Raw genomic sequence first — 22,229 nt, 5'->3', positions numbered from 1 at the left:
CACACCAATATCTACGACTACGCCGCCACCAATGTCGACCGCAGTACCCCGAACACCGCGGCCTACCGCGCCGAGTTCCAATCGGACTTCTACGAGACCGAACATCCGGTGGTGCGGGTGCACCCGGAAACCGGCGAGCGTGCCCTGCTGGTCGGGCACTTCGTCAAGCATTTCGTCGGCATCTCTACCAGCGAGTCCCAGGCTCTGTTCCGGCTGTTCCAGGACCGGGTGACCCGGCTGGAGAACACCACCCGCTGGAACTGGCAGCCCGGTGACGTCGCCATCTGGGACAACCGCGCCACCCAGCACTACGCCATCGACGACTACGACGACCAGCCCCGCAAGCTGACCCGGATCACCCTCGCTGGCGATATTCCGGTCGGTGTCGACGGCGTCAAGAGCACGGTGCAGCACGGCAATGCCGAGCACTACTCGATCATCGAGGAAGTCTCACCGCTCGCATCGTGACAGCGACCGCACGGCTGCCGCAGTATCTCCGATTGTGCTGCGGCAGTTGAGGGGCCGTGCGGTCCACCTACCGGGCCGTAGCCGAGCACGAGGTCGGGCCGCTGCCGGGCGGCGCGATAGTACACACTGAACCCATGAGTATCAGCCCGCTGGACGGGGTTCGCGTCCTGGAACTCGGCAATTACATCGCCGCGCCGACCGCTGGTCGCATCCTCGGCGACTTCGGTGCCGAGGTGATCAAAGTGGAGCGGCCGAAGGCCGGAGATGAGCTGCGCAATTGGCGGCTCTACGGCGGCGATACCTCGATGCTGTACCGCACCATCAACCGGAACAAGAAGTCGATCACGCTGGATCTACGCACCGAGGCGGGCCGTGGCATCGTGCTCGACCTGCTGCGGCACTGCGACGTGCTGCTGGAGAACTTCCGTCCGGGCATGCTCGAGAAGTGGGGCCTCGGCCCGGAGGTGCTCAACGAGGTCAATCCGGATCTGGTGATCACCCGGATCTCCGCCTACGGGCAGACCGGCCCGTTGGCCGCACGGCCCGGTTTCGCCGCGGTCGCGGAGGCAGTGGGCGGTCTGCGTGAACTCGTCGGCGATCCGGATCGGCCGCCGGTGCGGGTCGGCGTGTCCATCGGCGATTCGATCGCGGGCATCTACGCGGCTTTCGGGACGGTGATGGCACTGTTCCAGCGCGAACGCACGACCGAATCGATTCCGCTCGGTGCACGCGTTATCGATGTGGCTCTGAACGAGGCGATTCTGTCGGTGATGGAATCGCTGGTCCCCGACTATCTCGCGTACGGCATCAACCGCGAGCGCGTCGGCGGCCGGATGGAGGGCATCGCACCGAGCAATGCCTATCCGACCAGTGACGGCGCGAGCATCATTATCGGCGGCAACGGTGATGCCATCTTCCAGCGCTATATGGAGGTGATCAGCCGCCCGGACCTGGCCGCCGATCCGGAGCTGCAGGACAATGCCGGACGCTGGCGCAACCGCGAACGGCTCGACGCGTGCATTGCCGAATGGACCGTGCGGCACACCCGCGACGAGGCACTGAAACTGCTGGAGGCGGCCGCCATCCCCTGCGGCCCCATCTACACCGCCGCCGATATCGTCGCCGACGAGCAGTACCAGGCGCGCAATATGATTCAGCCGTTCCCGGTCGATGTCGGTGCGCCGCAGCCGAAGACGGTCGGCTTCCCCGGCATCGTGCCGGTGATCGGCGAAAAGTCGCTGCCCATTCGCAATGTCGGCCCGGATCTGGGTGCGCACACGCGCGAGGTGCTTTCGGAACTGCTCGGGATGAGCGCGGCCGATATCGACGGGCTGGAGGCGTGATGCGCGCCGGTATCGACGCGGTGGTGGCGGCATGACGCGACGGGTTTATGGCAGGCGTCGGCCGCCGGGGCGCAACCTGCGTGAATTGCGCGCGCCCGGCCACGCCCGCCCCACGATCCACCCCACCCCGGCGAGCAACGAAAAGCCGTGTGGTGGTGTGATGTGCGTCCCGCCGCACGTGCGTCAGGCACCGCCGGTTCGGGACGCGCTGGAGGAAGAGTGATGAGCGCTGCCGCGCATAGCGATTCGACGAGGGGCGATGATCGCGCGACGGGCGGGCCCGACTCCATTCTGCGCGATGTGACGCTGCGCGACGGATTGCAGCTGACCGGAAAGGTGCTGCCGGTCGAGCGCAAGGTGGAGATCGTGCGCCGCCTGCTCGCGCTCGGCGTGCCCGCGTTGGAGATCGGCTCGATGGCCCGCGCCGATCTGGTGCCGCCGATGGCCAACACCATGGAGCTCATTGCCGCACTGACTCCGCAAGAGCTGCAACGCTGTTGGGTCTGGGTGGCGACACCGCGCCATATCGAGAAGGCCGCCGCCGCGGGCGTGCGCAACTTCCAATACTGCTTCTCCGCCTCGGATGCGCACAATAAGGCCAATATCGGCCGCAGCACCGAGGACAGCGTCGCCGCCATGCCGGACGCGGTCCGCTTGGCCGAGGAGGCGGGCGGCGAAATCCAACTCTGCCTCGCCACCAGCTTCACCTGCCCCTTCGACGGCCCCGTCGACCCGGAGCGAGTCCTGGCCATCGCCAACGACCCGCGCACCGAGGGCGCCGCCGATATCGTCATCGCCGACACCCTCGGCCAGGCCCACCCGACCCAGGTGTCCGCGCTGATCTCGGCCGTACGCGACCGAACCCCGCACCGCCGCATCGTCTTTCACGGTCACGACACCTGGGGCATGGGCGTCGCGAATACCCTCGCCGCTCTGCAAGCCGGTGCCACCATGGTCGACGGCTCCCTGGGCGGCCTCGGCGGCTGCCCCTTCGCCCCCGGCGCGAGCGGCAACACCTCCACCGAGGACATCCTCTTCGCCACCCGCCCCACCTGGTTCACCCCACCCGTCCTGGCCGACCTGGTCACCCTCACCGAAGCCCTACTAACCGAACTCGCCGAACCCAACCGCTCCCGCACCGCCGAAGGCGCTCGCTCCAAAGCCCCCGCCTTCGAATGGGTCATCACCCAGTAACGGTGGCCGGCGCACACGCAGCGTGAATGTCGCACAAGCCATAGGCCCGCGAGGTCCCCAATGCTTGTGCGGCACCCAGTGGCGATCAGTCCTGGCAAAGGGAGTTCAGGATCTGGGAGCGGTGGCCGGTGCCCTTCCGGATAGCGTTGCAGTCGGCTTCCTCGCGAGTAGCGAAAATCGTCACGGCCACAGCCTGCAGTGTTGATCTTGTCGAAAGCTGAAGAAGCGCAAAGGGTTGGCCGGAGCCGATGGCGCGTACCGAATTACCGCTCGGTGCGGGCCGGGGTGAACTGGTAGTGCCGGAAATCGCGGACGGGCTCGAACCCGATGGCGCGGTAGATCTTGTTCGAGGTGGGGTTGGCGATATCGGCGAACAGGCAGACGTTCAGGCCCTGCCAGCGCAGGGTGCGGGCCACATGGGCGGTGAGGATGCTGGCGTAGCCGTGGCCGCGTTGCTCAGGCGGGGTGTAGACCGGGCCGATCCGAGACCAGCCGAACACCGGAATCTGGTGCGCGGCAAGGCAGACGGGACGGCCGTCGCGTTCCCACAGCCACCAGCGTCCGGTCGCGATCCGATTCCGGATGGCGATGGCGTTCAGGCTCGGCGGTGGCAGACCGGATTCCATGCGCATGTCCTCGGTCCAGCCGACACACAGCGCCACATCGGATTCGGTTGCGCGCCGCGGTGATCCGGCAGTCTCGGGAACGCTCAGTTCCGCGAGCCGGTAGAGGCGGGTGGAATACGCCTCCACGAAGTCCACGCCGTGGCGCCGCCCCCAGCGCTCGGCGAATTCGGTGGCGTCGTCGATCGCACCCTCGACCCCGCTCACATCCCGGGCAACCTCGGCCATCGCATCGGCAACGGCCGCAACACTTCCCGCGGGCAGCTCACCGAGGTACACCCCACGTCCGGCAGCGCGCATGGCGACGCCGATAACCGTCGCGTCATCATCGTGCACGGACAGGAACCGCGACAGTTCGGCATCGGCCTGCATGCCAGTGAGGTGATTGGCGATGCCCGTGGTGATCACCGTGTGCCGCAGCGGATCACGCAGCAGGAAGCCCTCGGTGACCGCCCGGTACCGCGCGGCGTCGGCGGTGATCTCGATCCTCATACCGAATCACGCTAGAGCCCGAAAGCCCTGCGCGCTCCCGATTTCCCACGCCGCCGTGCCGCGGCAACGCCCGCTTCAGCCGGTTCGCCCCGCTCCATCGGCGCGCAGCTTGAGCAGGACCAATCCGGCGGTGCACGCGAGAATCAGTCCGGCGACGGTGATTTCGACATGCAGTCCAGCGATGCCGAGTACTGCTCCGACGATGCCGCCGACGAAAAACACCCAGGCCGCTATCCGCGACAGGGCCGCGGACAACGTGCGTTCTGGCGGGTTCGACACGACTTGCTGCGAGTTTTCCGTGGCCGCCGATTCGTCGGCCGCGCCGGAGTCTCGCAACGGAGTTGTCGAGTAAGCTCCCATCATCAACTCCTTGATGACGCCGATCAGAGTATTGCCCTCGCGCAGATTGCACCGCGCGTCTCTCATCTAGGTACTGGCGTCTCACGCGTAACTTTGATCACACACGCTACGGCCACGGGACGTGGTTCGACTACGACACGTGCCCGCGACACGCCGAAGAGACCAATTCGATATCTGAACTAACGATGTTTAATATGCGCTGGCGCCGCAAGTGCCCAGCGTCTTCTCAGCTGGCCGGGGCGACCGGCCTCGATTATTGTTGAGCCCCACTCGAACTACGAGGAGTGTCATCGATGGAGCGCAGCAGGGCCAAGATCGCGGGTCCGGCGATCGCCGTGGGCGCGGTCTCGCTCGGGCTCGTACTTATCGGAGCCTGCGGGCTCGGTAAGCACGACACCTACGTCGCACCCCCACCGATCAGATCCGCGAACGACGCCGCCCCGGTCGTCCGCGCGGGTACCACCTCGGCGGTGCCGAAGGTGCACATCCCACCGTCGCCGAGCTGGCAAGTCGCACCGCCCGGACCGCCGCGCAAGCCGGCCGGATTCACCGATCCCTCGACCTCGCCCGAATTGACGCCTCGGTCGTCGACGCCCTTCACCGTGCCCGGGTCGCCGCCGATCGCCACGACCGAGTTCGAGTCGACGCCGGGCAACACCCAACGTCCGGCCGTCGTCGAGCCGACCGAAGAGCCGCCGACCACGACGCGCCGCCCGGCTACCGCCCCGGGTTTGTACGGCGACTCCGACGGATAAGCGAAACGGCGGCGCATGCAACCGCATACGCCGCCGTCCGGAGTTACCGTGTTCTACAGCTCCGGCAGGTCGTAATCACCAACCCTGGCGCTGAGCACGCGCAGATGATCGAGCCCACCGCCGAGCGTGCGCTCGATCGCGGTGAGCCGGGCAACGTAGTGGCTCACCGGGTACTCCGCGGTGACACCGATACCGCCGTGCATCTGGATCGCCTCCTGGCCGATGTGCCGAGCCGAGCGACCCACCTGCAGCCGCGCCCGCGACTCGACAACCGGATCATTCGCGCCGTCGGCGAGTGCGGCATTGGCGTAGAGGCTCATGCTGCGCGCCAGTTCCAGTGAGACGTACATATTCGCCGCCCGCTGGGTCAGCGTCTGGAACTTCGACAGCGTGACGCCGAACTGCTTGCGCGTCTTCAGATAATCCGTCGTCAGCCGCAGCGCCTCCGCCATCGCACCGATGGACTCCGCACAGAGCGCGGCCTGCGCATGGCCGATGGTCACCTGCACCGCCTCGGCGGCGTCGATATTGTCACCGAGCAATTCGCCTGGAGCCTTGTCGAATTCGATCTGCGCACCGCGCTGACCATCGACCGTCCGATACGACTTGCGCTGCACCCCGGCGGCATCCGGACCGACCAGGAACAGCCCGGTGCCACCGCTCGGCAGCACCGCGCTGACCACCAGTTCATCGGCACTGTCACCGTGCGGAACCGGATTCTTCAGACCCGTCAGTACCCACGAATCCCCCTGCTGTACAGCGGTGGTCGCGAGTTCGGTGGACGGCCAGCGGATACCGGGTTCGGCATGGGCGAATGCCAGCAGCTTGGTGCCGCCGGCGACCTCGGGCAGAATCCGCTGCCGCTGTTCGGCAGTGCCGACCCGCGCGACCAGACCACCCGGCACCAGCACCGCGTCCACCAGCGGCTCCGGTGCGAGGCGACGCCCGATCTCCTCGAGTACGACCATCGTCTCCACCGGACCGGCGCCGACGCCGCCGTCCTCCTCGGTGAAGCTCAGGCCGAGCACGCCGAGTTCGGCCAGCTGGTTCCAGACATCGCGGCTCCAGCCGAGTTCGGTGTCGGTGACCTTCAGGCGGGTCTCTGGATCGTAGTTGCGGGCCAGCAGGTCGCGAACCGTGTCGCGCAGCATGACCTGTTCATCGGTGAGTTCGAAATCCATGGCGGTGCCTCACAATCCGAGGATCGTGGAGGCGATGATGGTGCGCTGCACCTCGCTGGAGCCTCCGTAGATGGTGGTCTTGCGGTAGTTCAGGTAGCCGGGGCCGCTGCGCTGCGCCCAACCGGGCGAGGCGATGTCATCGGCGCCGACCGGCAGCGCGTCCTGGCCCGCGATATCGAGCAGCAGCTCGGTCGCGGCCTGCTGCAGTTCGGAACCGCGCAGCTTGAGCACCGACGAGGCCGGATTCGGCTTACCGTCCGAGGAATTCGAGACCACGCGCAGCTGGGTGAGTTCCAGCGCGAGCAGTTCGTTCTCCAACTCCGCGAACCGGGCGGCGAACAGCGGATCCTCGAGCAGCGTGCCAGCACCCGACTTGGTCTGGCGCGCGTATTCCTTTGCGACGCCGAGCTTGACCTTGGTGCGGCCGACACCGGTGATGCCGGTGCGCTCGTTGCCGAGCAGGAACTTGGCGTAGCTCCAGCCCTCGTTCTCCGCACCGACCAGCTGATCGGCGGGCACCCGCACATTCTCGAAGAAGACCTCGTTGACCTCGTAACCGCCGTCGATGAGCTTGATCGGGCGGATCGTGACACCGGGAGACTTCACATCGAACAGCAGGAAGGAGATGCCCGCCTGCTTCTTCGGCGCGCTCGGATCGGTACGGACCAAGCAGAAGATCCAGTCCGCGTACTGGCCGAGCGTGGTCCAGATCTTCTGGCCGTTGACGATGTAGGAGTCACCGTCGCGCACCGCGGTGGTGCGCAGCGAGGCCAGATCGGATCCGGCGTCGGGTTCGGAGAAGCCCTGGCACCACCAGATATCCAGGGCGGCGGTCGGCGGCAGGAACCGTTCCTTGATCTCCTGCGAGCCGAACTGCGCGATCACCGGGCCGACCATCTGGGCATTGAATGTCAGCGGCTCGGGCACCGAGGCCAGCTGCATCTCGTCCTGCCAGATATGGCGCTGAATCGGGGTCCAGTCCTTGCCGCCCCACTCGACCGGCCAGTTCGGCACGGCCAGACCGTGGTCGTTGAGGATTTTGTGTGCGGTGACGATGTCCTCGCGAGACAGCTCGTGGCCGTACTTGACGCGGTCACGGATGTCGGCGGGAATCTCGGTCCGGTAGAAGTTCCGCAGTTCGTCGCGGAAGCTCACCTCGTCCGGCGTCAGACTTAGTTTCATACACATCTCCCGGTGTGTCTCGTACGTCCGGGTCAAACCTACCCCCCGGTAATCTCGCACTGTCGAGTGGGTCACAGAGGCAGGCCGCGCAGGTCCTGCCACCGTGTCGCGTTTCGGCCAGCGGCCAGCCGCGGGGATCGCGACTCCCTGGGCAGCGATAGCGGCGAACTGGTACGTTGCTGCACGTGGGTCGGGGCAATCCCCGTGTTCGGTATCGAGGAGAACGAGTGAACGGCAGATCCATCGCACGTGCCGCCGCGGCAGTGACATCTCTCGGCGTCGGTGCGGTTGTGGCCCTCACCGGCACGGCGGTCGCCGAGCCCGCTCCCATCGACACCGGACTCGAACAGCTGACCACCGCCGCCGGACCGGATCCGGCCGCGCAGGCAGGTGTCGGCGCACTCAACCAGTTCACCAAGCTGGTGGACATCGCCGAATTGCGCAATGTCTCGGCCGCTTTCACCCCGTTCGCCTATGCCGCGCCCACCTTCGGCTGCGGCAGCAACGGCCCCATCACCACGATCATCGCGGCCGCCTCCACCGATGGCGCCACCCCCAACGGCGCGGTCGACCCGCTGCCGGGCACCCTGCGTTTCAGTGCCACACCCGCGCACTCGGGCTCGCCGCTGGCTTCCGGCCTCGTCGTGGCCTGGCTGAATGTCAATACCGGCGCGAGCGGTCTCAGCACACTCGACGACCGGACCGAATACGGCCCAACGCTGTCCAAGACCGTGGCCAGCGGTCCCGGCACAGTCATCGCCTCGATGTGGGGCATCATCGACTACCCGTTCGCACACTGTGTAATGACCCCGACAGTCGGGATGTTCTACGTACCGGACCGTCCAGTGGTAGCGCCGCCGCCCCCAGCACCCGATGCCGCAACACCGCCCCCCGCCGCGGACACCCCGCAGACGCTCCCCGCCCCCGCCGCCCCGAACCAGGCCGGGCCGGTAGCGCGGAGCGAGATCGCGCACCAGAACAACTGACCCCCGCCCAACCCACCAGAAGCCTCACCCCACCACAGGTAAGCAATCCCCCCAACCACCTGATCAGTCGAGAATGCGCTGGTGCAGGGAGTTCTCGGCGTTTGCCTGCATGAGCGCATGGTGATCGTTTGTCCAGGGGGCTGGTGGCGCAACCAAGCTGCCAGGCTGTTATGGGCCCGACCTGACCAAGTGCGCCCAGCTCAACCGAACGCCCGGCCCAACCGAACATCCGGCCCAACCGAACATCCAGCCCGACTGGACGCTCAGCTCAACTGGGCGTCCGGCTCAGCCGACCTCTCAGCGAATCTTGCCGAAGAATGCGCGAATATCGGACACGTGCATGTCCGGCAGTTCCATTGGCACGAAATGGTTTCCGGTGTTGCCCTCGGGCCAGTGCGCAATGATGTTGTCGCGCTCGGCGAGTCGCCGCATGAGTGCCGAACCACCCGCGTAGACGCCGGTCGGCACCGCCTTTTGGCCGGTGGGCCAGACGAATCCGCCGTCGCCGAGTCCGTTGTACATCGGCCAGGACGAGGTACCCGCCGTATTGGTGAACCAGTACAGGCTGATATTGGTCAGCAGGTGATCGCGGTCCATGACATCCTCGGCCAATTCGGCCAACGGGGTGAATTCGTGGAACTTCTGCATCAGCCAGGCGAGCAGGCCGACCGGGGAGTCGGTCCAGGCGTGCGCGAAAGTCTGAGGTGCGGCGCGCAATAGCGTGTGGTGGTTCACGCCGCCGCTCATCCAGCCCTGCATCTGATCCCATTCGGCGCGTTCGTCCGGTGTCATGGTCGGCACATCGGCCTCGGTCGGCATGCCGATGCCGCCGTCGATATGCACACCGACCACGCGTTCCGGTGCGACGAGGGCCATTTCGGGTGCGATATAGGCCCCGAGGTCACCGCCTTGGACGCCATAGCTGGTGTAGCCGAGCCGGTCCATCAGCTCGACCCACATCTCGGCCACCCGGCGTACGGTCATCCCGGTATCGCGCGGCCCTTCGGAAAAGGCGAAACCGGGAACCGACGGGACGACGACATGGAATGCCTGCGCCGGATCCAGCCCGTATGCGCGCGGATCCGTCAGCGGGCCAATGGTTTTGGCGAATTCGACAAACGAGTTGGGCCAGCCGTGGGTCAGGATCAGCGGCAACGCATCCGGCTCGGGCGAACGCACCTGCAGGAAATGCACATCCAGACCGTCGATTTCGGTGATGAACTGCGGGAACTCGTTCAACGCCGCCTCCTGTGCGCGCCAGTCGTACCCGGTGCGCCAGTACTCGGCCAGTTCCTTCAGGTACGCGACGGGAACACCGCGCTCCCAGCCCTGTCCCGGCAGCTGTGCCGACCAGCGGGTGCGCGCCAACCGATCGATCAGATCGTCGATATCGGCCTGCGGAATGTCGATGCGGAAGGGGCGAATGGCGTGCCCGCCCTTCGCCTGAGCGCCACCGCGGATCGAATCGCTACGCACTGCTGCATGTTCACTCGTCGCCCGACCGCTGCCCCGCACGGAATCGCTACGCACTGCTGCATCCATCTGTATCTCCCTTAGCTGATCTCGGTACAACAAGGACGCTACGGGGCATATAGGACCATCTATGTCCTAGTTCTCTAGAATCCTGAAAATCATGAACGACACCCCCGCCCGCCTGCTGCGTCTGCTGTCACTGCTGCAGACGCCACGCGAATGGCCGGGCAGCGAACTCGCCGACCGCCTCGGCGTCACCGACCGCACCGTGCGCCGCGATATCGACCGCCTGCGTGAACTCGGCTATCCGGTCGAGGCGAGCATGGGCGCGACCGGCGGCTATCGACTGGTGGCTGGCGCAGCGATGCCACCGCTGCTGGTGGACGATGAGGAGGCGGTCGCCATCGCGGTGGGATTGCGCGCCGCCGCCGGATCGGCCATTGCCGGTATCGAGGAGTCCTCGGTCCGTGCGCTCGCCAAGCTGGAACAGGTGCTGCCCGCGAAATTGCGCCGCCGGGTGCGGGTGCTCGGCACCGCACTCGTGCCGCCTACCGACGATGGCCCCGCCGTCGATCCGGAGATACTGACGGCGCTGGCCGCGGCCGTAACCAATAGGGAGCGTGTACGTTTCGGGTATCGGGGCGAATCCGGCGCGCAAACCCGCCGTCACATCGAACCACTCGGCCTCGTCCCATCCCGGCGCCGCTGGTACCTCGTCGGCCACGATGTGGACCGCGACGACTGGCGCATCTTCCGGGTCGACCGTATCGAACGGCCCCAGCCCACGGGCGCCCGCTGCACCCCGCGGCCGCTGCCCGCCGCGGATGCGGCGGCCTACGTCGCTGGCCGCCGAACCAATTGGGGCACACCGTCGTTCCGTGTCCGGGTCACCATCCAGGCTCCGGTAAGTCGGGTCGCTGGCCGGCTCGGCGATTCGCCCGGCGATATCGCGGCGATCGACGACGGCTCCTGCCTGCTGGACGTCACTCGCGACGACGATCCGACTTGGCTGGCATACCGGCTCATCGACCTCGGCGCGGATTTCCAGGTGCACGAACCGCCCGTGCTGGTGGACCGGCTGCGCGCGATTGCGACCCGCATCACCAACGCCATTACCTAGCCCGATCACCCGCCGCCGCGGTGTTGCACGATAGAAGTCCGATTTCCGAACCGGAGGCCCGAACCGTGCTCGACGCTGACGACGTGCGCCGCATCGCGTTGTCCTTTCCCAAGACCGTGGAGAAGGAACGCTGGCATCATCCGACCTTCGATGTGGCAGGCAAGATGTTCGTCACCCTCCCCGACGATCAGACCTCGTTCGCGGTCCGCTGCCCCAAACACGACCGCGCGGAACTCATCGCCGCCGAACCGCACAAATTCTGGGTCCCGCCGCACGAGGCCTCGTCCTCCTGGGTCCGGGCCCGGCTGTCCGCACTCGAAGACAGCAACGAATTGCGCGATATCCTGCTGGACTCGTGGCGGCAGGCCGCGCCCGCCGACCTCATCGAGGAGTGATCACACCCGGGGGTCGACTGGGACGGAATGCCAGATTTCCCAAGGGATTTCCGGTGCACGGGCATGGAAGTCGTCCGGATCGGATAGCGCGCGGTTGACCGCCACTTGCAGTTCCAGGATGAGTCGGCGGTGGCCGGAGGGTGCCAGCGCTTGCAGTGCCCGAACCGTTGCGCGGACGGCGGACATTATGGATTCAGTTGCGGTGGTGAGTGTTTCGTTGCGCTTGCTCATGGTTTCACCGGTTCGATTGCGGCGGTTGGGTTAGCGGCGGCGACCGGAAGGTCGACGGTCGCGCGGACCGGGCGTAGCGCCAGCGCCACCAGACCCGCGGCGAGTGCGGCGGCGATACCAAGGAAGAAGGCCCGGTCGGAGGCGTCCAGGGCGGCGCTCAACGTGGTCGGGGTGCCGATAATGGCGATCAGCAGCGCGGTGCCCAATACCGCACCGAACTGACGGAAGGCGGCCCCGACGGCACTGGCCGAGCCGTAGCCATCCGCGGGGACATCCGCGACCGAGGCCGCGCCGAGTGCCGGGAAGGCCAATCCGATACCTGTGCCGACCAGGGATTGACCGGGGAGCCAGGTGGTGAGGAAGTCGGGTTCGGCCCCACTGGCGCGCAGTACGAGCAGACCGATGGCATAGACGATGGTGCCGGGCACGATCACCATGCGATGGCCGAAGCGGTCGGCGATGCGGCCAGCGGGAATCGCGACCACGGTCGTCAGCAGCGGTCCGGGCAGCACGGCCAGACCTGCCTTCAGGATGCTGTATTGCCATACGCCCGTGAGGAAAAGGACGTTGCCGAGGATCATCGAGAAGAAGGCGAGGGCGAACAGCAGGGTGCCCAGATTGCCGATGGCGAAGCTCGGGATGCGCATCAGGGCTGGCTCGACCACCGGCTGCGGATGCACCAGGCAGCGGCGCACCAGCCAGGCGATCAGTACGGCGGCCGCGACGAAGCAGGCGATGGTGTCGAGACTGCGCCAGCCCCAACTGCCGCCTTGAATGATCGCCAGCGCGAGGAGTCCGAGTCCGGCCGCGGATAGTGCCGCGCCGAGCAGGTCGGGCAGTCCCCTCGCATCCTCCTCCCTGGCTTCGCGGAGTCCGGCCCGGCCCGCCGCGATGATCAGCAGCCCGACCGGAATATTGATCAGGAAGATCCAGCGCCAGTCGGCGATTTCGATGAGGAATCCGCCGAGCGGCGGGCCGGTCCCAGCCGCCAGCGCCGCCGCGGCGCCCCAGATGCCGACCGCCGCAGCGCGCCGCTCATTTTTCGGGCAGCAGCAGGGCGAGCGAGACCGGCGCGATAATGGCCGCGGCCACCCCTTGCAACGAACGTGCGCCGACGAGCAGCTGCCAGTTCGGCGCTGCCGCGCAGGCGATCGAGGTGAGCACGAAAAGGCCGGTGCCCCACAGCAGCAGACGCTTGTGACCGAGCCGGTCGGCGAGTCCACCGGCCGGGACCAGCAGTGCGGCCATGGCGATGAAGTACGCGTCGAGTACCCAGCTCAGCTGTGCGCGGGAGGCCTGTGGAAAGGACGCCGCGATATCCGGAAAGCTCACATTGACGATCGAGGTGTCCAGGAAGGCGAGGAACGCGCTCCCGCAGATGGCCAGCATCGCCAATGTGCGTCGTTGCAACATGCAACTAGAACCTAGGCGACGTAGTTGCGAATTGCAACGGCTATTGTGGAATCGATGAAACACGACGATCTGCTGGCGAGTAACTGCGCAATCGAGCGCTCCGGCGCCGTACTCGGCGAGCGCTGGGTGATCGCGATCCTGCGTGCCGCCTACTTCCGCGCCCGCACATTCGAGGACTATCAGCGCAAGACCGGTATCGCGCGCAATATCCTCACCGAGCGACTCAACCGACTAGTCGATTACGGCATTCTGGAGCGCCGCGAATATGCCTCCGGGCCGTCACGCACGTTGCACGAATACCGCCTGACCACGGCCGGTATCGACCTGTATCCGGTCATCGCGGCGATCCTGGCGTGGGGCGAGAAGCACACCGGCCTGATCAATGGCGCGCCCACCGAATTGGTACATCAGACCTGCGGCAAGGTCACGCACGCCAAGGTGGTGTGTGAATGCTGTGGCGAGGAGTTGCGCCCGCATGACGTCGAGGTGCGGCCGGGGCCGGGCGCGGAGCATCCAGCACCGCCATGGACACCGGTCGGGTGAACCGTTCGGTCAGTGCGAGAGCCGAATCCGAAGGATCGCGCCGCCCTCGGTACCGGCGAGGAGTTCGTCGGGCTGGCCCGGCACCTCGACCACCGATGTCAGCGGCTGGCCGGTCAGCACCGCGCATGCGGTGTTCGTGCTCGGATCGATTCGAACCAGCTGACCGGTCAATGTGGTCACATAGAGCACGCCCGCATCGTCGATGAGCAGATCGTCGGCGAAGTCCGGGATTCCGGGCGACACGGTCAAATCGGCGAGCACTGTCACGGCGCCCGGATCATCGACCGGGAAGCGCACGATGCGGCCGAGCGGATTGCCGTTCATGCTGAGATAGATCGAATCATCCCGCACCACAATGCCATTGGCGCCGGTGAACTTCGCCCGCGCCGTCCAGTCCGCGTCGACGACGCCATCGGGACCGATCCGGATCACACCGACACCGGAGGCGACGTACAGATTGCCCTTCGCATCGAAGGCGGCACCGTTGGGCATGGTGAACCCGGAGGCGAATACCGCGGGCCGGGGATCATTGGGATCGAAACGCACCACACCACCGGGACGCAGCACGCTCGTCGGCGAGTCGCCGTAGACGACATAGAGCAGTCCGTCCGGCCCGAGCCGGACCGCACCGGGAAATTCGACCGGCACCGTCGCGGTCAGCCGTCCCGCACTGTCGTAGCGCTGCACCTCATTGCGATACAGCCGCGACACCCACAGATTCCCCTGCGCGTCGTACCCCACGTTCTCCGACCAGTCGAGTATCGGCAGACCGGCGGGCACCGCGGTGGCCGCCTGGGCGGGCGCGCACGCGGCAACGGCCACCGGCTCTGCCACCGCACTGGGCACACGGAAACCGGGCACACCCGCGCAGCCCAAGGCGAGCACGGCGGCAACCGGCCATACCCGAGCACCTGCACCACGGAGCTTTTTCAACGTGAACCTCGACTCTGCTGCCCGACCCGTTGACTTGCCCGGCAGTCTAGTCACCTTTGCCACTTATGCCGTGCCTGCGAGTTATGTCATGAACTCGACTGGATCGCAGAAGGTTTGGCAGTATCCACGGATGCCCTTCTTCGACGGCGCGCGCGGCCGAATGCACTATCGGCGATGGTCGGTCGAGAACAGGACCGCGGTGGTGGTGCTATTGCCCGGAATGGGGCAGCACAGCGGCCACTACCACCGCTTCGCCCGGACACCGACGTCGGTCGGCATCGAAGTGTGGGCGCTGGACACCTCGGGACACGGATTGAGCGAGGGCGATCCGGACAATCCCGGCACGCTGGTGGAATTGGTGGCCGACGCGCTGCGGCTGATCGAGCTGGTCCGCGCCGAACTGCCGGACACTCCGCTGATCCTGATGGGCCACTCACTCGGCGCGGTCACCACCCTCGGCATCATCGGCGCGGCGGTGCCGAATCGCGCCGGTGCGGCCGACGATCTGAGCGGGCTCGAGGCGAAGTATCCGCTCCGGCCGAGCCTGCCGCCGAGCGAGCTGGCCGGGCTGGTCTTGTCCGGCGTGCCCAAGCGCGCACTCGGCGGCGGCGCGCCCGGCGCACCCGGCACACCGTTGCCGACCACCCTGCCGATTCTCGCCGTGCACGGCATCGAGGACCGGCGGGCGCCGATCGATGCGATGAGGGTCTGGACTCGACGCCACGATTGGGTAAGTTTGCGGGAGTACGCCGACGCCGGGCACGACCTGTTGCACGAGCCGGTGCACGCGCGGGTCGCTGCCGACATCGCGGACTGGATGCAGGGTGTTGTCGTGGGGTTGGCACGACACCGGTGAGTTGATCACGGCTGCGCGGGCAGCACGACGAGGAAGGGGGCGGCGAAATGTCGGATGTGACTGCGCTGAATCAAGCGATCGACGATGGCCAGCTCTGGATCGATGGCGTACTGGTCGCCGAAGGCGCGCACGAACAGTGCGCCGAGCGCTACGAACAACTCGCCGATGAGGTCGAGGCCCAGATCGCCGTATTGAGCGGGGCCGCTTCACTACCCGGCTTCGGCGGATTCGATTCGGGTGCGGCATTGCGCAGCGGCTTCGAGAACAAGGCCGAGGGCGCGATGACCCGATTGCGCGAATATGCCGACGCCGCAAGAGCACTCGCGCAGACCTTCCGCGCGGCCGGGGCAGCCTACACCAGGGCCGATGAGGATCTCGCAGCGGCGGTCGGTCGGGTCGAGGTGGCGGGAGCCGCGCATGCGTAAGATGCCGCACACCGGTGAGAAGACCCCCATCAAATACATCGACCCCGACTACACCCGGACCGTCGAGATCTTCGACAATCTGTCCCATCAGCAGATCCACAACGGCGTGCAACTGATGAATCCGGTCGTGCTCGCGGGCGGACAGCAGGCGTGGCAGGGCAGTTCGACCGGCCTCGCCACCGCGGTCGAACAGGCGCATACCGAAATTCGGGCCGCGATCGCCGACGGCTGGCGCGGTGCCGCGGCACAGTCGGCCGCCGACGCAGTGCGCGAATTCGAAAGGCAGGGACAGCAACTCGCGGATGTGATGGCCGCTGTCGGTCAGCGGCTCGGCCGAGCTGGCGATGCCGCCGAGGCATTGCGCGGTGCCGTCGCCGCGCCGTCCGATGCCACACCGGATCTCGGTGGCGCACTGCTGGATCCGACACGGGCCACCGACAACACCGCCATCCAGAAGTCTGCCGATGGCACCCGCCAGGACGTGGTGCAGGCGATGGACACCATCTACACGAAGGTCTTCATCCCGACGGGATCCGGCATCCCCGCCTTCCCCGATACGGTCACCGGCGATACGGCACCGACCCCCGACAGCACACCCGCCGCGCAGCCTCCCGCGACGACCGGCCCGGACACCGGAACGCAAAACTCCACTACCCCAGCGGTTTCGGCGAGCGCACCGGTAACGATCACACCGCACACCACCGTCGAGCCCGCCGCGGCGACGACCCAACCCGCGACGACACCGACCACCATCACCCCGGCGGCTACCGCCGACACCGCAGCCGCGGCCAAACCCGTTGTGTCGATGGCGGATTCCCCAGCCGCGACCACCGCCACCGCCACCACGCCGACGGCCGCACCCGATCGAAGCGTTCGCCCCGGCACCAGCGCACCTGTGGTCGCCGCCGCGGCCGCACCGGTGATCGCCCCGACGGTCCCCGGCGCGGGCAACGCCAGCTCGGACGATGATCGCAAACGCGATGAGCGCAAACGCGATGCCAGTGGCGACGCGATCAATGGCGTCGGCGCGGGCGCGGTCGGCGGACTCATGGGCGGTGCCATGGTCGCGGGCGAGACCCCACGCTCGGGCCTGAGCACCGGCGCGGCCGCCGCGCGCGCGGCACAGGCCCGCGACGAGGACAACTACGACGACGATTACCACTTCTTCGACGACGATCTGACCTTCCTGGAACCGGCCGACGACGGCGGTGAGCTGATCGGCGATATGGATCCGACGACACCACCGGTCGTCGGCGAATGGACCGAACTGGAGTGAACTGGACGCTGACCCCGGACCAGTTCGCCATGGCCTGGGCCCGCACCGACGGCGACCGCGTCCCCTATCCCCTCGCCGTGCGCCTCTCGGCTCGCGATACCGCCGAACGCGCCGCCCAGCTGCCCGCCCTGAACCATTGGTGCGAGCAAACTCTCGACGCGGATCTGGAGGGCGCGCTGCGCGTGCTGGCCCGCCCTGCCGTGCGCATCGAGGTCTTCGGGCAGCGTGATGCCGCCCAGGAGCCGGGAACAACTGGTGACAGATCGGGCTCCGGGTACGGCGAGGCGATCGAACAGACCGGTCTGCTCGGCCAGAGCGACCCGGTCACCGCCGCACCGGATATCGCCGCCGAGACACGCCCGGTGCGCGTACTCGGCGCGATCGCCGGGGATATCGCGGTGGTCGCGGCGCAGCGCCCGGGTGCGAACGCAGACCGGGGCGGCGATATCCGGCTGTTCGTCGATCGGGTGAAAAACCTTTCCGCACGGGTGATTTCAGTGCTGCCGGAGAATACGCCCGGCACGATGGCACAGCTGACCGCACCGCTGGCCCGGGTCGGTGAGGACAGCCGGGATCTGGTGACCGTGCCGGTGGCCGGACCCGCGACGCCCACGCGAATTCGCAAGCTACTGCGGCAATCTCGCGACGGTATCGGCCAGATCGTGGTGTCGGTGCGACGACCCGATGGCGAACTGCGTCCGTTCGGGGTGCTGTGCTGGATCGACGTGATCGACGACGGCAGGTATACGGTGCGCACCGGGGTCGACGTCGACATCATGCCGGTCACCGCACAACGGTTCACCACGGTGCTGCGCCCCATGGTCACCGCCGCCGAACGCACCCTGGCCTTTGCGGACCGGTGGTGAAGACCTCGGCCGTACAAGCACGGATCACCCCACACGGAACGAGTCTTACCAGCGACGTTCGTGCCGGAGTCGCGGCATCTACACTGCCCTGTGCCACTTTACGAATTCGAAGGCAAACGGCCCCAGGTCGATCCGACGGCGTTCATCGCGCCCACCGCGACCCTGATCGGTGACGTGCGCGTCGAGGCAGGCGCCTCCATCTGGTACGGCGCGGTACTGCGCGCGGACCTGGCGCCGATCACCATCCGGGAACGCGCCAATATCCAGGACAATGCGGTCCTGCACGTGCCGCCGGATGTGCCGATGGAAATCGGTCCCGGCGCGACCATCGCACACAGCGTCGTCTTCCACGGCGCATCGGTCGGCGCGGAGGCCATCGTCGGCAATGGCACCACCGTCCTGGACCTGGCCGAAATCGGCGCGGGCACAATGATTGCCGCACATTCGCTGGTTCCGCCGCATGCCAAGATCCCGGCGGGTGTGCTCGCCGCGGGCGCCCCCGCCGAGGTCAAGAAGTCCATCGAAGGCACTCAGGCCGAAGGCTGGGTCGAACTCAACCCCGGCTTCTATGCCGAACTGGCCCAACGCCACCGCAAGGGCATCACCGAAGTCCAGCCCTGACCTCGGGCACGACACACCAGGCGCAGCTCACACCAGTAGCTCGGTGACTTCGTCATCGTCCAACTGATGGAAGTCGTGATAGGCCATCCCGACACCGCCGAGCGAATGCGGAACCCACGGGCAGACCACCTCATCCGCCTCGGCGGCGGCCCGGTGCAATGCCTCCGCCGAGGACACCGGCACCGCGACCACGATGCGCAACGGCTGGTGCAGCTGAGCGACCCGGCAGGCGGCGACCACCGTCGCCCCGGTCGCCATGCCGTCGTCCACGATCACCGTGGTGCGGCCCCCGATCGGGATCGGCTTGGCGTCACCGCGCCACATCTCCCGGCGGCGCTCCAGTTCGACGCGTTCCACATCCTCGATCTCGGCGACCTGCTCCGGCGTTATCCCGGTGTGCGCCAACACATCCTGATTGAGCACCCGGATACCTTCCTCACCGATGGCGCCCATCGCCAGCTCCGGCTGCCATGGCACACCGAGCTTGCGGACCAACATGATGTCGAGATCACCACCGATGACCTCACGCACCGCGGCCGCCACCGGAACCCCACCGCGGGGCAGTCCGAGCACCAGCGGTTGCGCCGCGTGCAGGTGGCCGAGTTCCAAACCCAGCGCGCGACCGGCAGCTGCCCGATCGGTATAGATCATCCCGAAATCAACGCTACTCCGGTGCGCGCTCGGTGATCGCGAATCGACGCAATGCCAGGCTGGGGTTGGTGCGGCGGACCGCGGCGAGCTGATCGAGATCGATGCCCGCGGTGAGCACGCCGGGTTCGTCACCGAGTTCGGTGAGCACCACGCCGGTGGGATCGATGATCATCGAGGCGCCCGCGCCGCGCGGCGCGCATTGATCGGCGGCGGCCACATACACGGTGTTCTCGATGGCGCGGGCGCGCAGCAGCGTCGTCCACTGATCCACCTTCGCCGGACCGGGAATCCACTGGGCGGGCAGCACCAGCACCTGTGCCCCCGCCGCCGCGACGCGACGGCAGCCTTCCGGAAAGCGAAGATCGAAACAGGTCTGCATGCCGAATGTCACATCATCGACGGTGAAGGTGGCCGGAGTCTCGATCGCCCCCGCCTCGACCACATCGGATTCGAGATATCCGAACGCGTCGTACAGATGCACCTTCCGGTACTTCGCCACCAGCTTCGCATCGGGTCCGAGGGCGACAAGCGTATTGCGGATCTGCTTCGCCCCCGGCGCCACCTGTTCAACGATTCCGGCGACCAGATGCACCCCGAATTCGCGCGCGATTTCGCCGAGGCCGGTGACGAACGGCCCGGTCAGCGGTTCGGCAATGGCCACGACCCGCTCGTCGAGCCGGGCGACGGCAAACATCGAGTATTCCGGTGCGACGATCACCCGCGCACCGCGTTCGGCGGCGGTGCGGACGTGCTCGCGCAGGGCCGCGAGATTGGCGGACGGATCGGTTCCCGCGGCGAATTGGACCACCGCCACAACCACCGGTGATCCGGCGGTAGCGGCGGGCCCGGCGGAGGTAGCTCGAGTAACCACGGAAGGCCCCGCGGACGCCGCTGTTGACACAGTCGGGTCGTGATGTGCGGGCACGGTTTCGGGTTGCATATGTCTCACCGTATTGGCCCGGTGGCCGGGACGACCACCACCAGGCAGTAAACTCCTGGTCAATGAGTACCAATCAGGTCGACAGCGTTCCTGGCGACAACGACAGGGACGATGACGGCCCGACCTTCGCCGATCTCGGCATCGATGAGCGCGTCCTAGCGGCCATCGCCGATGTGGGCTACGAATCGCCCTCGCCCATCCAGGCGGCGACGATTCCACCACTGCTCGAGGGTGCCGATGTGGTCGGGCTGGCCCAGACCGGCACCGGCAAGACCGCGGCATTCGCCATCCCGATCCTGATGGGCATCGAGGCGACCGGCAAACTTCCGCGCGCCCTCGTACTGGCCCCGACGCGCGAACTCGCGATCCAGGTCGCCGAGGCGTTCGGCCGCTACGCCACCCACATTCCCGGACTGCATGTGCTGCCGATCTACGGCGGCCAGGCCTACGGCGTCCAGCTCTCCGGTCTGCGCCGCGGCGCACATGTCGTGGTAGGCACGCCGGGCCGGGTGATCGATCACCTGGAGAAGGGCACGCTCGACCTGTCGCAGCTGCAGTATCTGGTGCTCGACGAGGCCGACGAGATGCTGAAGATGGGGTTCCAGGAGGATGTCGAGCGCATTCTCGCCGACACCCCGCGCGAGAAGCAGGTCGCGCTGTTCTCCGCGACCATGCCCTCGGCGATCCGCAGCATCTCCAAGAAGTACCTGCGCGAGCCGGTCGAGATCACGGTCAAGTCGAAGACCTCGACCAACACCAACATCACCCAGCGTTGGGTGCAGGTCTCGCATCAGCGCAAACTCGACGCCCTGACCCGGATCCTCGAGGTCGAGTCGTTCGAGGCGATGATCATCTTCGTGCGCACCAAGCAGGCCACCGAGGAGCTGGCCGAAAAGCTGCGCTCCCGTGGCTTCTCCGCGGCGGCGATCAATGGTGATATCGCGCAGAACCAGCGTGAGCGCACCATCGGGCAGCTGAAGTCCGGTGCACTGGACATTCTGGTCGCCACCGATGTCGCGGCGCGCGGTCTCGATGTGGATCGCATCTCCCATGTCGTCAACTTCGACATTCCACACGACACCGAGTCCTATGTGCACCGCATCGGCCGCACCGGCCGGGCCGGGCGCAGCGGTGAGGCGCTGCTGTTCGTCGCACCGCGCGAACGGCACCTGCTCAAGTCGATCGAGCGTGCCACCCGGCATCCGCTGACCGAAATGCAGCTGCCGAGCGTCGATGATGTGAACACCCAGCGCGTGGCCAAGTTCGGCGATTCCATTACCGAGAACCTCAGTTCGTCGAATCTGGCGCTGTTCCGCAAGCTCATCGAGGATTACGAGCGCGAACACAACATTCCGCTCGTCGATATCGCGGCGGCGCTCGCGGTCAGCGGCTACGACGGCGACAACTTCTTCATGGAGCCCGAGCCGGAGCCGATCGAACGCCCGCAGCGCGAACGCATGCCGCGCACGGATCGACCCGCCCGCCGCTTCGAGGGCGAGGATCGTGGTCCCTCGCATCACCGCGGCACCGGAGCCGAATTGGCGACCTACCGGATCAGCGTCGGCAAGCGGCACCGCGTGGTGCCCGGCGCGATCGTCGGGGCGATTGCCAATGAGGGCGGACTGCGCCGCAGCGACTTCGGCCATATCAGCATCCGCCCGGACCACAGTCTCGTCGAGCTCCCGGCGGACCTGTCCTCGGAGACCCTGGAAGCATTGCGGCGCACCAGGATCAGCGGCCAGCTGATCCAGCTGCAGCTCGATCAGGGCCCGCCCGGCGGACGTCCGTTCCGCGCCGGACCGCGTCGCGATCGCGACGGGGGCAAGCGACCGGAACGGCGTAAGCCGCGCTCCTGAACCGGACCGGCCGCACCGCTGCTGCGAGCGACGGGTCGGACGCCAG

The 22,229-nt window shown here is 67.0% G+C and carries 26 protein-coding genes; 15 read left to right on the top strand and 11 right to left on the bottom strand.

Translation table 11 applies throughout. The features are described 5' to 3' along the window. The 4 genes from ABZW16_RS28240 to ABZW16_RS28225 form a co-directional block, all read left to right on the top strand. Positions 1-468, top strand: a 468-nt coding sequence (locus ABZW16_RS28240) for a TauD/TfdA family dioxygenase (RefSeq protein ID WP_354959096.1), incomplete at its 5' end; no start/stop codon positions are given. A 134-nt stretch (positions 469-602) separates the two neighbouring features. Beyond that, a complete protein-coding gene (locus ABZW16_RS28235) occupies positions 603-1,811 on the top strand; it encodes a CaiB/BaiF CoA-transferase family protein (RefSeq protein ID WP_354959095.1) in 1,209 nt (402 codons plus the stop codon). Between the two features lie 31 nt (positions 1,812-1,842). Beyond that, a complete protein-coding gene (locus ABZW16_RS28230) occupies positions 1,843-2,034 on the top strand; it encodes a hypothetical protein (protein WP_354959094.1) in 192 nt (63 codons plus the stop codon). Beyond that, complete coding sequence (locus ABZW16_RS28225; protein ID WP_354959093.1) at positions 2,034-3,005, top strand: hydroxymethylglutaryl-CoA lyase; 972 nt, start codon at positions 2,034-2,036, stop codon at positions 3,003-3,005. Before ABZW16_RS28230 ends, ABZW16_RS28225 begins: the two co-directional genes overlap by 1 nt. A 263-nt stretch (positions 3,006-3,268) precedes the next feature. Here ABZW16_RS28225 and ABZW16_RS28220 read toward each other — a convergent pair whose 3' ends face one another. After that, positions 3,269-4,120, bottom strand: a complete 852-nt coding sequence (locus ABZW16_RS28220) for a GNAT family N-acetyltransferase (protein ID WP_354959092.1) — start codon at positions 4,118-4,120, stop codon at positions 3,269-3,271. Between the two features lie 75 nt (positions 4,121-4,195). Continuing rightward, entirely contained in the window at positions 4,196-4,546 is a 351-nt protein-coding gene (locus ABZW16_RS28215) for a hypothetical protein (protein ID WP_354959091.1), read from the bottom strand. A gap of 227 nt (positions 4,547-4,773) precedes the next feature. Here ABZW16_RS28215 and ABZW16_RS28210 point away from each other — a divergent pair, with 227 nt between their 5' ends. Continuing rightward, positions 4,774-5,235 carry a hypothetical protein gene (locus ABZW16_RS28210; protein WP_354959090.1) on the top strand — a complete coding sequence of 154 codons (462 nt, stop codon included), beginning with the start codon at positions 4,774-4,776 and terminating at the stop codon, positions 5,233-5,235. Between the two features lie 53 nt (positions 5,236-5,288). Here the strand turns inward: ABZW16_RS28210 and ABZW16_RS28205 are convergent, their stop codons facing one another. Together ABZW16_RS28205 and ABZW16_RS28200 are read right to left on the bottom strand one after the other, a co-directional pair. Next, entirely contained in the window at positions 5,289-6,416 is a 1,128-nt protein-coding gene (locus ABZW16_RS28205; RefSeq protein ID WP_354959089.1) for an acyl-CoA dehydrogenase family protein, read from the bottom strand. Between the two features lie 9 nt (positions 6,417-6,425). Then, positions 6,426-7,598, bottom strand: coding sequence for an acyl-CoA dehydrogenase family protein (locus ABZW16_RS28200; protein WP_354959088.1), 1,173 nt, complete (start codon positions 7,596-7,598; stop codon positions 6,426-6,428). Positions 7,599-7,825: 227 nt separating this feature from the next. On the opposite strand from ABZW16_RS28200, the gene ABZW16_RS28195 reads away from it, so the two are divergent. After that, positions 7,826-8,584, top strand: a complete 759-nt coding sequence (locus tag ABZW16_RS28195) for a hypothetical protein (protein ID WP_354959087.1) — start codon at positions 7,826-7,828, stop codon at positions 8,582-8,584. 297 nt (positions 8,585-8,881) lie between these two features. Here ABZW16_RS28195 and ABZW16_RS28190 read toward each other — a convergent pair whose 3' ends face one another. Next, positions 8,882-10,060: an epoxide hydrolase gene (locus tag ABZW16_RS28190; protein WP_354959086.1), complete on the bottom strand. Its 1,179-nt coding sequence runs from the start codon at positions 10,058-10,060 to the stop codon at positions 8,882-8,884. 157 nt (positions 10,061-10,217) lie between these two features. Between ABZW16_RS28190 and ABZW16_RS28185 the strand changes: the two genes are divergently transcribed. Together ABZW16_RS28185 and ABZW16_RS28180 are read left to right on the top strand one after the other, a co-directional pair. After that, complete coding sequence (locus ABZW16_RS28185) at positions 10,218-11,177, top strand: YafY family protein (protein ID WP_354959085.1); 960 nt, start codon at positions 10,218-10,220, stop codon at positions 11,175-11,177. Between the two features lie 65 nt (positions 11,178-11,242). After that, the gene (locus ABZW16_RS28180; RefSeq protein ID WP_354959084.1) at positions 11,243-11,572 is read left to right on the top strand and encodes an MmcQ/YjbR family DNA-binding protein; all 330 of its coding nucleotides are present in this window, start codon (positions 11,243-11,245) and stop codon (positions 11,570-11,572) included. Here ABZW16_RS28180 and ABZW16_RS28175 read toward each other — a convergent pair whose 3' ends face one another. Genes ABZW16_RS28175 through ABZW16_RS28165 form a run of 3 tightly spaced genes read right to left on the bottom strand, consistent with a single transcriptional unit; the run spans position 11,573 to position 13,216 of the window. Further along, on the bottom strand, positions 11,573-11,803 hold the full coding sequence (locus ABZW16_RS28175) for a hypothetical protein (protein ID WP_354959083.1): 231 nt from the start codon (positions 11,801-11,803) through the stop codon (positions 11,573-11,575). It lies immediately after the preceding gene. Next, positions 11,800-12,795 (bottom strand): hypothetical protein, encoded by a 996-nt coding sequence (locus tag ABZW16_RS28170; RefSeq protein ID WP_354959099.1) that lies wholly within the window; start codon positions 12,793-12,795, stop codon positions 11,800-11,802. Before ABZW16_RS28170 ends, ABZW16_RS28175 begins: the two co-directional genes overlap by 4 nt. A 43-nt stretch (positions 12,796-12,838) precedes the next feature. Beyond that, positions 12,839-13,216 carry an MFS transporter gene (locus tag ABZW16_RS28165; protein ID WP_354959082.1) on the bottom strand — a complete coding sequence of 126 codons (378 nt, stop codon included), beginning with the start codon at positions 13,214-13,216 and terminating at the stop codon, positions 12,839-12,841. Between the two features lie 54 nt (positions 13,217-13,270). Between ABZW16_RS28165 and ABZW16_RS28160 the strand changes: the two genes are divergently transcribed. Then, positions 13,271-13,759: a helix-turn-helix domain-containing protein gene (locus ABZW16_RS28160; RefSeq protein WP_354959081.1), complete on the top strand. Its 489-nt coding sequence runs from the start codon at positions 13,271-13,273 to the stop codon at positions 13,757-13,759. Between the two features lie 9 nt (positions 13,760-13,768). On the opposite strand, the gene ABZW16_RS28155 is transcribed toward ABZW16_RS28160, so the two are convergent. After that, positions 13,769-14,692, bottom strand: coding sequence for a hypothetical protein (locus ABZW16_RS28155; RefSeq protein ID WP_354959080.1), 924 nt, complete (start codon positions 14,690-14,692; stop codon positions 13,769-13,771). 130 nt (positions 14,693-14,822) lie between these two features. Between ABZW16_RS28155 and ABZW16_RS28150 the strand changes: the two genes are divergently transcribed. The 5 genes from ABZW16_RS28150 to ABZW16_RS28130 all read left to right on the top strand — a co-directional run bounded on the left by ABZW16_RS28150 (position 14,823) and on the right by ABZW16_RS28130 (position 18,736). Then, positions 14,823-15,548 (top strand): alpha/beta hydrolase, encoded by a 726-nt coding sequence (locus ABZW16_RS28150; RefSeq protein WP_354959079.1) that lies wholly within the window; start codon positions 14,823-14,825, stop codon positions 15,546-15,548. Between the two features lie 47 nt (positions 15,549-15,595). Beyond that, positions 15,596-15,973 (top strand): hypothetical protein, encoded by a 378-nt coding sequence (locus ABZW16_RS28145; protein WP_354959078.1) that lies wholly within the window; start codon positions 15,596-15,598, stop codon positions 15,971-15,973. Then, positions 15,966-17,249, top strand: coding sequence for a hypothetical protein (locus tag ABZW16_RS28140; RefSeq protein ID WP_354959077.1), 1,284 nt, complete (start codon positions 15,966-15,968; stop codon positions 17,247-17,249). Before ABZW16_RS28145 ends, ABZW16_RS28140 begins: the two co-directional genes overlap by 8 nt. Then, complete coding sequence (locus tag ABZW16_RS28135; protein ID WP_354959076.1) at positions 17,231-18,115, top strand: ESX secretion-associated protein EspG; 885 nt, start codon at positions 17,231-17,233, stop codon at positions 18,113-18,115. Before ABZW16_RS28140 ends, ABZW16_RS28135 begins: the two co-directional genes overlap by 19 nt. A gap of 90 nt (positions 18,116-18,205) precedes the next feature. Beyond that, positions 18,206-18,736, top strand: coding sequence for a gamma carbonic anhydrase family protein (locus tag ABZW16_RS28130; RefSeq protein ID WP_354959075.1), 531 nt, complete (start codon positions 18,206-18,208; stop codon positions 18,734-18,736). Between the two features lie 27 nt (positions 18,737-18,763). Here ABZW16_RS28130 and ABZW16_RS28125 read toward each other — a convergent pair whose 3' ends face one another. Continuing rightward, entirely contained in the window at positions 18,764-19,387 is a 624-nt protein-coding gene (locus ABZW16_RS28125; RefSeq protein WP_354959074.1) for a phosphoribosyltransferase family protein, read from the bottom strand. A 13-nt stretch (positions 19,388-19,400) separates the two neighbouring features. After that, on the bottom strand, positions 19,401-20,258 hold the full coding sequence (locus ABZW16_RS28120) for a carbon-nitrogen hydrolase family protein (protein ID WP_354959073.1): 858 nt from the start codon (positions 20,256-20,258) through the stop codon (positions 19,401-19,403). Positions 20,259-20,389: 131 nt separating this feature from the next. Between ABZW16_RS28120 and ABZW16_RS28115 the strand changes: the two genes are divergently transcribed. Further along, positions 20,390-22,183 carry a DEAD/DEAH box helicase gene (locus ABZW16_RS28115; protein WP_354959072.1) on the top strand — a complete coding sequence of 598 codons (1,794 nt, stop codon included), beginning with the start codon at positions 20,390-20,392 and terminating at the stop codon, positions 22,181-22,183. Positions 22,184-22,229 lie beyond the last annotated feature (46 nt).

Source organism: Nocardia sp. NPDC004604 (assembly GCF_040609795.1).
In the GTDB taxonomy this organism is placed as follows: domain Bacteria; phylum Actinomycetota; class Actinomycetes; order Mycobacteriales; family Mycobacteriaceae; genus Nocardia.
The sequence above is the reverse complement of the archived record's forward strand: the minus strand, read 5'-3'. Positions and strand labels throughout refer to the sequence as shown.

Excerpts from the sequence above, each read along its gene's own strand:
- ABZW16_RS28175 (WP_354959083.1), bottom strand. The coding sequence starts at position 11,803 with ATGAGCAAGCGCAACGAAACACTCACCACCGCAACTGAATCCATAATG.
- ABZW16_RS28145 (WP_354959078.1), top strand. The coding sequence starts at position 15,596 with ATGTCGGATGTGACTGCGCTGAATCAAGCGATCGACGATGGCCAGCTC.
- ABZW16_RS28150 (WP_354959079.1), top strand. The coding sequence starts at position 14,823 with ATGCCCTTCTTCGACGGCGCGCGCGGCCGAATGCACTATCGGCGATGG.
- ABZW16_RS28135 (WP_354959076.1), top strand. The coding sequence starts at position 17,231 with ATGGACCGAACTGGAGTGAACTGGACGCTGACCCCGGACCAGTTCGCC.
- ABZW16_RS28160 (WP_354959081.1), top strand. The coding sequence starts at position 13,271 with ATGAAACACGACGATCTGCTGGCGAGTAACTGCGCAATCGAGCGCTCC.
- ABZW16_RS28210 (WP_354959090.1), top strand. The coding sequence starts at position 4,774 with ATGGAGCGCAGCAGGGCCAAGATCGCGGGTCCGGCGATCGCCGTGGGC.
- ABZW16_RS28205 (WP_354959089.1), bottom strand. The coding sequence starts at position 6,416 with ATGGATTTCGAACTCACCGATGAACAGGTCATGCTGCGCGACACGGTT.
- ABZW16_RS28115 (WP_354959072.1), top strand. The coding sequence starts at position 20,390 with ATGAGTACCAATCAGGTCGACAGCGTTCCTGGCGACAACGACAGGGAC.
- ABZW16_RS28200 (WP_354959088.1), bottom strand. The coding sequence starts at position 7,598 with ATGAAACTAAGTCTGACGCCGGACGAGGTGAGCTTCCGCGACGAACTG.
- ABZW16_RS28235 (WP_354959095.1), top strand. The coding sequence starts at position 603 with ATGAGTATCAGCCCGCTGGACGGGGTTCGCGTCCTGGAACTCGGCAAT.
- ABZW16_RS28225 (WP_354959093.1), top strand. The coding sequence starts at position 2,034 with ATGAGCGCTGCCGCGCATAGCGATTCGACGAGGGGCGATGATCGCGCG.
- ABZW16_RS28215 (WP_354959091.1), bottom strand. The coding sequence starts at position 4,546 with ATGAGAGACGCGCGGTGCAATCTGCGCGAGGGCAATACTCTGATCGGC.
- ABZW16_RS28220 (WP_354959092.1), bottom strand. The coding sequence starts at position 4,120 with ATGAGGATCGAGATCACCGCCGACGCCGCGCGGTACCGGGCGGTCACC.
- ABZW16_RS28165 (WP_354959082.1), bottom strand. The coding sequence starts at position 13,216 with ATGTTGCAACGACGCACATTGGCGATGCTGGCCATCTGCGGGAGCGCG.
- ABZW16_RS28230 (WP_354959094.1), top strand. The coding sequence starts at position 1,843 with ATGACGCGACGGGTTTATGGCAGGCGTCGGCCGCCGGGGCGCAACCTG.
- ABZW16_RS28185 (WP_354959085.1), top strand. The coding sequence starts at position 10,218 with ATGAACGACACCCCCGCCCGCCTGCTGCGTCTGCTGTCACTGCTGCAG.
- ABZW16_RS28140 (WP_354959077.1), top strand. The coding sequence starts at position 15,966 with ATGCGTAAGATGCCGCACACCGGTGAGAAGACCCCCATCAAATACATC.
- ABZW16_RS28125 (WP_354959074.1), bottom strand. The coding sequence starts at position 19,387 with ATGATCTATACCGATCGGGCAGCTGCCGGTCGCGCGCTGGGTTTGGAA.